At 53.5% G+C, this 7,829-nt stretch carries 9 protein-coding genes and 1 pseudogene; 5 read left to right on the top strand and 5 right to left on the bottom strand.

Annotated elements, in window-relative coordinates; genetic code table 11:
* Positions 1-248, top strand: a 248-nt coding sequence (locus GOW98_RS24930) for a DDE-type integrase/transposase/recombinase (RefSeq protein ID WP_170330748.1), incomplete at its 5' end; no start/stop codon positions are given.
* 120 nt (positions 249-368) lie between these two features.
* Here the strand turns inward: GOW98_RS24930 and GOW98_RS24935 are convergent.
* The 5 genes from GOW98_RS24935 to GOW98_RS24955 all read right to left on the bottom strand — a co-directional run bounded on the left by GOW98_RS24935 (position 369) and on the right by GOW98_RS24955 (position 4,546).
* Positions 369-638: an HlyU family transcriptional regulator gene (locus tag GOW98_RS24935; protein WP_170337301.1), complete on the bottom strand. Its 270-nt coding sequence runs from the start codon at positions 636-638 to the stop codon at positions 369-371.
* Positions 639-959: 321 nt separating this feature from the next.
* Positions 960-1,928 carry an SMP-30/gluconolactonase/LRE family protein gene (locus GOW98_RS24940; protein WP_170337302.1) on the bottom strand — a complete coding sequence of 323 codons (969 nt, stop codon included), beginning with the start codon at positions 1,926-1,928 and terminating at the stop codon, positions 960-962.
* A 541-nt stretch (positions 1,929-2,469) separates the two neighbouring features.
* Positions 2,470-2,934, bottom strand: a complete 465-nt coding sequence (locus GOW98_RS24945) for a GNAT family N-acetyltransferase (RefSeq protein WP_217359738.1) — start codon at positions 2,932-2,934, stop codon at positions 2,470-2,472.
* A 13-nt stretch (positions 2,935-2,947) separates the two neighbouring features.
* Positions 2,948-3,250 carry a YjhX family toxin gene (locus GOW98_RS24950; RefSeq protein ID WP_367646905.1) on the bottom strand — a complete coding sequence of 101 codons (303 nt, stop codon included), beginning with the start codon at positions 3,248-3,250 and terminating at the stop codon, positions 2,948-2,950.
* Between the two features lie 354 nt (positions 3,251-3,604).
* Positions 3,605-4,546, bottom strand: coding sequence for a hypothetical protein (locus tag GOW98_RS24955; RefSeq protein WP_170337303.1), 942 nt, complete (start codon positions 4,544-4,546; stop codon positions 3,605-3,607).
* 322 nt (positions 4,547-4,868) lie between these two features.
* Here GOW98_RS24955 and GOW98_RS24960 point away from each other — a divergent pair, with 322 nt between their 5' ends.
* The 4 genes and pseudogenes from GOW98_RS24960 to GOW98_RS25965 form a co-directional block, all read left to right on the top strand.
* Positions 4,869-5,936, top strand: a complete 1,068-nt coding sequence (locus tag GOW98_RS24960; protein WP_367646906.1) for a patatin-like phospholipase family protein — start codon at positions 4,869-4,871, stop codon at positions 5,934-5,936.
* The gene (locus GOW98_RS24965; RefSeq protein ID WP_170337305.1) at positions 5,933-7,387 is read left to right on the top strand and encodes a GntP family permease; all 1,455 of its coding nucleotides are present in this window, start codon (positions 5,933-5,935) and stop codon (positions 7,385-7,387) included. Before GOW98_RS24960 ends, GOW98_RS24965 begins: the two co-directional genes overlap by 4 nt.
* A 26-nt stretch (positions 7,388-7,413) precedes the next feature.
* Positions 7,414-7,683 (top strand): DUF1622 domain-containing protein, encoded by a 270-nt coding sequence (locus tag GOW98_RS24970; RefSeq protein ID WP_170337306.1) that lies wholly within the window; start codon positions 7,414-7,416, stop codon positions 7,681-7,683.
* Between the two features lie 31 nt (positions 7,684-7,714).
* Positions 7,715-7,829: pseudogene (locus GOW98_RS25965) on the top strand (IS6 family transposase); the annotation flags it as partial.

A 7,829-nucleotide genomic window follows, 5' to 3' on the forward strand; every position in this document is an offset into this window, starting at 1 on the left:
GAGCCACCGAAAAACAACAGACGGGCAGGTGGCTTAATAATCGGGTTGAGAACTCACACCTGCCGTTTCGACGAAGAGAACGGGCCATGCTGCGTTTCAGGCGTATGCGAAGTTTGCAGAAATTCGCCTCCGTCCACTCCTCCGTTTACAACCACTTCAACCAGGGAAGATCACTTACCTGCCGAGACACCTTCAAGCTGACACGCACCGCCGCTCTCACAGAGTGGCGCGAACTTGGTGCGGCATAAGGGGCAGCTATACTGGCCTGGCTAAGACTGGTTCGAATTTGTCTGACAGCACCAAAATGCGGATGTCTACTTTGCGGGAAACCCCTCGATTGTATCGCTAACATTGGGATAGCTGTTTACTTAATCGAAAATGCGCTCGCCCTGCTCGTCAATCACCTGTTTCGCCTTTGCGATGCTGAAGCTTTCGCCCTGATCCCGGGTTTCAAAGACATCCGCCCGGATCACTGTATGGGTCTTGCGATCTCCATCGATGGTCTTTTCTATACGGGCCAAAAGGCGGTATTTGCCACCTTCGGGCATCAGGTCCGGAAAGATTTCGAACCCTCTGTAAGAGACCGGCTCCGGCTCCGACTTTTCGTCGCCACCGAAGAGTTTAGAGAAGAGGGACATTTGGTGGCTCCTTTCAGCGCTGCTATGACCGGAGACTAGCGCCGCTTGTGACAGGCGTGAAGCATGTCGTGCTATCAGAACATTGGTCTTCGATCCGATTGCACGCTCCTTGCGTGGCTAATTCTTCCATATCCGTGGTAAAAGTCCATTCCCCCGCACCACTCTCCCTTGCCCGGACGGCCCAAAAACTGCCATTCTGATACGCCGCCGCCAAAGGCTGCACCGAGCACATTGTAGTCGCTCAAAAAAGGGCGAGCGGAGATCTTAGAGCCCATTAGAGAAACCGTTTATTAACGCGCAGAAGCCCTCCAGAGAGCAGTGTTATCCTCCCGCCACGCCAGCGACGTTGACATATAGGGCGTACACAGAATGGCTTGCTGCCATGAAAAGCCGGCTGTTGGCACGGCCTCCAAAGCAGAGATTGGCACATCGTTCAGGCAAAGCGATGCGACCTATAGGAGTTCCATCAGGGGCAAAGACCATAACTCCGTCCAGTTCGGCATCACCCATGCCCCAACCGCACCAGAGATTACCGTCCAAATCCACGCGGAATCCATCTGGCGTGCCTGGACCAGCATCGATTAGCACACGCTTGTTCTGGATCGAGGCACCATCCGTGTTCACGTCATAGGCCAGTATCTTTCGAGTCGGCTCACCGCGCGATTCAACAATGTACAGCACGGTCTCATCGGGGCTGAAGGCCAAGCCGTTTGGCCCTAGAATGTCATCGGCTACTACTCTCAGTTTTCCGGTGTCGGGGTCCAGTCGGTATACGTTCTGGCCTAACTCTGGTTCGGCGCGATGACCTTCGTAGTTGCCCGAGATGCCGAACGGAGGATCGGTGAACCAGACACTGCCGTCGGATTTGACGATCACGTCGTTGGGCGAGTTTAGTCGCTTTCCGTCAAGGTTCTCTGCTAGCACAGTGATTGAGCCATCATATTCTGTGCGCGTAACCCGTCGTCCACCGTGCTCGCAGGTTATAAGGCGGCCTTGCCTGTCCCGGGTCTGACCATTGGCGAAATTCGACGGCTGGCGAAACGCCGATGACTGTCCGGTAACCTCATCCCAGCGCATAATCCGGTTATTTGGAATATCACTCCATAGCAGATACCGCCCGTCACCGAACCACACTGGCCCTTCACACCAGCGACAACCAGTTGCCAATCGTTCTACACCGGCCAACGGCAGCCTGTATTTATCGAAGCGCGGATCGAGTGTCACAACGGCGGGGTCTGGATACCTCTGCGAGGGTTGCCAGCTATTTTCGAAGTCATATTTGTCCGTCATAAATCATCCTCAGGGTGGCGCCTGCTCATGCTAAGTGACCGGTCTTGAATTGAACAGGGCGCGCTAATCACCATCGGCAAAGCCCCTAAGGAAGCCTGTGCAAGTCTCCGATGCGATCATCGCGAAAATTCGACTTGGTCTGCGTTTGCCGCCGAGCAGTCGTTGAGTGTAACTCAGTGAACATCGGAACCAAGGCGGGAGCGGTCGTTGAAATGATGAAATTTAGAAATTTTCATCTCGCTAGAAAGCCCCACCAAGTTTGACTATCTAGCTGCCGGGGACCAGCAACATCGCTAAAACTTGGATGGGACTGAGTGCTGGTTGTGCAACACCTGTTATCTAACTAGGCCAAACTATTTAGAAGGCAAAACAACTACTGCGAACTAGTTGACAACCATTGTACACCTGAACCTCCAAATGGGACATGCGATGTGATTTATCGAATGGCTGCACCGAGCCCAAACTTACCGAGTTGTTGCATCGTAGCGAATGTCGGCTACGAAGTGCCCCCCGCCACAACAATGGCGGAGGGCTTTGCCGTTTAAAGCGCTTTGCGGAAGATCACCTTGTCGTCGCCATCGGCCCAAAAGTCGCGGATACGTGCTTCTTCTTCATAGCCATTCTGAGCGTAGAACTTGCGCGTCAATGCAAAGTCGTCGGTGCCGGACGTGTCTACAATCAAGATGCGTTGCCCCTTGTCCTTTAGGTGCTGCTCGGCCGCATGTACCAGTGCCGCCCCCAGCCGTTTGCCTTGCAAATCAGGGCGCACCGCGAGGGCGAGCATGTTCCACGTCCCATCGGCGAGTTCCTCGGGCACTGTGTAGCACAGGCCCACAGCTTCTCCGTCGCTATGGCAGGTCAGCCAAAAGGCTTCTGTTTCGCCTGCCAATGACGTGGCCAGCATGTCTGGGAGCATTTCGCTCGGGAAAAGCTCGGTCCCATCCAGGACTGCCTGAAGTCCTGCAATGTCGTCGGTTGAAGTCGCTTTAACGATTGGGTTTGTCATTTTCTGTTTATCCTTATCGGTTGTCGTACTGAGGGTTCACGGAGCGAATGCCGAGCCTTGTGGCGCGGTAGGGTCGTCCGTTTTCAGATTTGATGAACCGCCGTTTCTTCAGGCGGTCAAAGAGCTTCAGCGAGCAATCAGCCAATACGTGGCCGTCGCGGGTGAAGCATGAGACTTCGCGCATTTTGCCGTTCGCCATACGCTCAAAATGGATGGCTCCACCTTGCGCCAGAACGTGCAAAACACGCTGTTCGTGTTTTGAGATATTCAACGGATTGTCTCTTGAGTTTATGTCAGCAGAAAAGGCTTCCGGCATCTCGCGCGGAAGTCTTCTGGTTCAAGTTGGTCCAATCAGGTGGACCTTAGCGGCGGGCCGCAATCGTAGACATAAATTCTCCATCGCCCTGCGTTCGTGCAGCACGTGAAAATGAGCTAGTACGACAAGTACCATTTCGCAAGCGGACATTCGGAAAACCAAAGTCAAAGGCAGCAATGTCCGCTTTCCGACCACAAGCGGTCATCTGACAGAAAGACTCAGATGACTGTATCGAGCCCAAAGCGGACCTTCTGTTCCGCTTCCATCGCTCAAACCTATTGTACCTCACAACGCACCAGCACGAGACGATGTGTCCATATACCCTAAGTCTGCGGAGTGGTCATGCCAGTACGTTTAGCGATACGGAGTTACATTAATCTTTGTAGCTGGGTTCAAATCGTCATTCGGGTCCGTCAAGATGCCTTCTGGAAAGGACACTGAGATAGGCCAATCTGTCGTGTCCATGCAAAGCATATGATTGTTGTCCCCGTCACCTAGGTTGGCGAGCGCGAGCGGCTTCACTTCACGACGGGTCCCATCGAGTGCCTCGACGGTGATAGTATATAGATCGCGTTCTGCATCACCTGGTTCGCTGCCATCCTTAAGCGTCACACCCCCTTCCCACGTCACTCGAACCGCCTGAACGACGCCTTCCGTCGGGCAGAGGCTGCCCCTGACGCGACGCGGGCCCAAATTGCCGACTAATGTCCAGTCCTCCACGACTTCGGCCAAAACAATCGATGGCCCGTCTTCTAAGGGTATCACCGACGCACTCACTCCCTGAAAATCAAGCATGCCGTCGATCGAATGCAAATGCCCGACAACGTCAACCCTAACCGGTGGGTCGCTTTCGGCAGGTCCCAATTGCCCTATCAAAAGAACCGTACGCAACTCCCCAGGGTCTGTAGCTGGGAGAACGGACGCGCAGTGCATCTTCCCTGACGCGCCTGACCGAGTTGTAACTTTGAAGTCCCCGGCCTGCATAGTCGCGATGTCTATCTCAGTTGAAAAGATCACGGGCATTCCGGTGTTGCCCTCAGACCCCCTGCAAATCACATTGGAGACGCGTGGAAGTGCGTCAAGCCCGTGGAAGGCCGAGAGGAGTTTAGCGGGTTGGCCGTTCACTTCTCTGGGCAGGCCAGCATCTGGCGTCATGTCAATGAGGTCGCGATTGGATATGTTGTCGGTCCAAGACCCCGGTCCATACATTATGAACCAAATAACACCGGCGATGATTGCTGCCGTCACACCCAACAAGCCGCCGATGATGGTCCGCTTCGGAATGCCCTTGATCACACAAGTTACCTCTGCACGTTGTGGGTCGCGGATACAATTCTTACCGCAAGCTTTCTGTGCCTAGAAGAACAGTCTGGTAAGAAACCGCAAGAGTAGCGAAACAAGCTCAATTGCTATTGAGTATATACTCGTGAAGACTTCAGTTGAGCAGAAGCATCGCCAATTGCATCGACCGTACTTACACAACTGAACGGCCGCATCGTTTCCAATGCGGTCACTGAAATGCGACAAATATAGCATTCCGTTTCTTTTGCTTTAAGGAATTGCTGCAATGCGGCACAATAACGATGCAAGTGCGAAAAAGTCTCATGGAGCTTCGGTAGTGCCTAAGAAAAAAATAGATATCGCTCTTCAGGGTGGTGGATCGCATGGCGCGTTCACTTGGGGCGTTCTGGATCGATTGCTACAGCTTGAAGATATTGAAATAGTGGGCATTTCTGGCACCAGTGCCGGGGCAATGAATGCCGTCGCCCTAGCGCAGGGCCTAACACAGGCTGGGCCTGAGGGTGCTCGCAACTTGCTTAGGCACTATTGGACACAGGTGAGTCGTGCCAGCAGGGCGAGTCCATACAAACGAACTCTATGGAACAGATTGCGAGGCGATTGGAGCCTGGAGCATTCTCCCGGCTTCATCATTTCCCAGTTCACACGTCAAATGGCGTCACCGTATCAGTTCAATCCGCTCAACATTAATCCCTTACGGGACCTTGTGCGGGAATGCTTTGACTTTGAAGCCATCAATTCAGCAGAAGGGCCGCGCATCTTTCTGTCCGCAACAAAAGTGCGGACCGGGCGCCCCAAAGTCTTTCGCCAACCCGATCTGAGTGCAGATGCGGTCATGGCGTCGGCCTGCCTTCCACATGTCTTCAAAGCTGTGGAAATCGACGGAGAAGCGTACTGGGATGGCGGCTACATGGGTAATCCACCGCTCTTCCCCTTAGTGGACGAGACCGAGGCGCGAGACATTATCATAGTTCAAATTAATCCGTTCGAACGCGCAGAAATTCCCACAACGCCCTATGAGATCGAAAATCGCCTTAACGAAATTACATTCAACGCCAGCTTGATGAAAGAATTACGATCTCTGGGATTCCTCTGGGAGATTATAGAACACGACAATCTGGATCGCGCAGCTTACCGCGATGGGCGCCTGCACAGGATCCATGCATCTGGGGCTATGTGTGACCTCGGCGTGTCCAGCAAGATGAACGCCGAGATGGCCTTTCTGGACCACCTTTTCGAAATCGGGCGTAGAACTGCAGATGAGTGGGTGAACTCAGAATGGCCAGACGTTGGAAAAACCGCAACGTGGCGGCCAAGAGAGATTTTTGAAGAAAGCCTCCAGCCGGCGCATCTAGCTGAAGGCACCAGTCGGGAGCCTAAGAAATGATGGATATTGTTTCCGTTCTACTCGCGCTCTTGTTGCTCATGTACTTTGCGTTCCGGGGTGTCACACTGCTGATATTGGCGCCACTTCTCGCTTTGCTGGCAGCTGCTTTGACGGGCGCACTGCCACTGCTGGCCAGCTTCACGCAGATTTTTATGACGAATACAGGCGATTTCATAATTTCATTTTTTCCGCTGTTCTTTCTTGGTGCAATCTTCGGCAAGTTAATGGATGACAGCGGCTCGGCGCGTTCGATCGCACATTGGGTGATTGCAAAGCTTGGCGCAGACAAAGCCATTCTGGCGGTCGTTTTGTGCTGTGGCGTACTAACCTACGGTGGGGTCTCGCTCTTCGTGGTGGCATTCGCGATCTATCCGATCGCAGCGGCTCTCTTCCGTGACGCGGATATTCCCAAACGGCTCATACCCGGAGCCCTCGCGCTTGGCGCGTTTACTTTCACGATGTCAGCTCTACCTGGCACCCCTGCGATTCAGAACGCCATCCCGATGCCGTTCTTCGGAACCACAGCCTTCGCCGCACCGGGTCTTGGGATCATCGCGGCCGCCATCATGGCTGGCCTAGGAATGGCGTGGCTCAACCGCCGCGCGTCCCGTGCAGAAGCTGCCGGTGAAGGATATGGACAACACGATGAGGTGCTTCCCGAACTGGACAGTGAGATGCGCGCGCGATCCCAAGGCGAAGGCTTCGACTTGAACGAAATTGAACCAACCAATATGCCTCATACGAGTGAACCAAGCTTCGCGCTGGCGATCACCCCGGTAGTGCTTGTGGTCTTGGTTAACTTCCTCTTCATCCAGGTGGCCGTTCCGCGTTTTGACACCAGTTACCTTGCCGAACCGTTGTTTGGACAGACAACCATTGAGGCCGTACGTGGGGTTTGGTCAATCATTGTCGCACTCACCACTTCGATCCTGTTCCTGCTCGCAACAAATTGGACCCGTCTGGCAAGCGTCAAAACAAGCCTCAACAAAGGGGCTGATGCGGCCGTATTGCCGATCTTCAATACAGCCAGTCTCGTGGGTTTTGGCGCCGTTATAGCGGCACTACCGGTTTTTCAGGCGATCACAAATGCTATGCTCGGGTTGAGTGAGGGCAATCCACTTGTTGCCGTGGCGGTTTCTGTTACGACGCTCTCAGCAATCACGGGTTCTGCATCTGGCGGTATGAGTATCGCTCTTGATGCATTAGGTTCAGAATTTGTCGAACTTGCCGCCGCAACCAATACCTCTTTGGAAGCCATGCATCGCGTCACATCTGTCGCTTCGGGCGCCCTCGACGCCTTGCCCCACAACGGTGCGGTAATCACGGTGCTCGGTATTTGTGGACTGACTCATAGAGAAGCATATGGTGATATATTCGTAGTCGCTGTTCTGGTACCGATGATTGCATTGATCGCGATCATCTTGCTTGGCACTTTCCTCGGTGGGTTTTGAAGCCTCACAAGGTAATGGTCGCAATCATGACAATGATCGAAAATACAGCAAAGTTGGTCGCTGGTACTGTCGACGCAGGTGTTATCGTCCTCCTAGTAGGCGGTCTTGGCTTCCTGCTCGCTCAATGCGTCAAATCATGGATCAATGGTACAGGCCGAGAAGCCATTTTCGTGAAATTAAGGCTCAACCTAGGCCAACTGATTTTGCTTGCGCTTGAGTTTCTGATTGTCTCGGACATATTGCACAGCATCGCCCATCGGTCTCTTGAGGGGTCTTGTCAGAGGAACTTTGCTTGAGCAGGGCAGGGCGGTTACGTAGCTTTTGCCCATGACCAAACCTGCCTCTTACAAATACTTCAAAACCAGTCCCGAGATCATCCGCCTTGCAGTGATGCTGTACATCCGTTTACCTCTCTCGCTTCGGAATGTCGAAGATCTACTGC

It is taken from the genome of Ruegeria arenilitoris (assembly GCF_013032445.1).
GTDB lineage: Bacteria > Pseudomonadota > Alphaproteobacteria > Rhodobacterales > Rhodobacteraceae > Ruegeria > Ruegeria arenilitoris_F.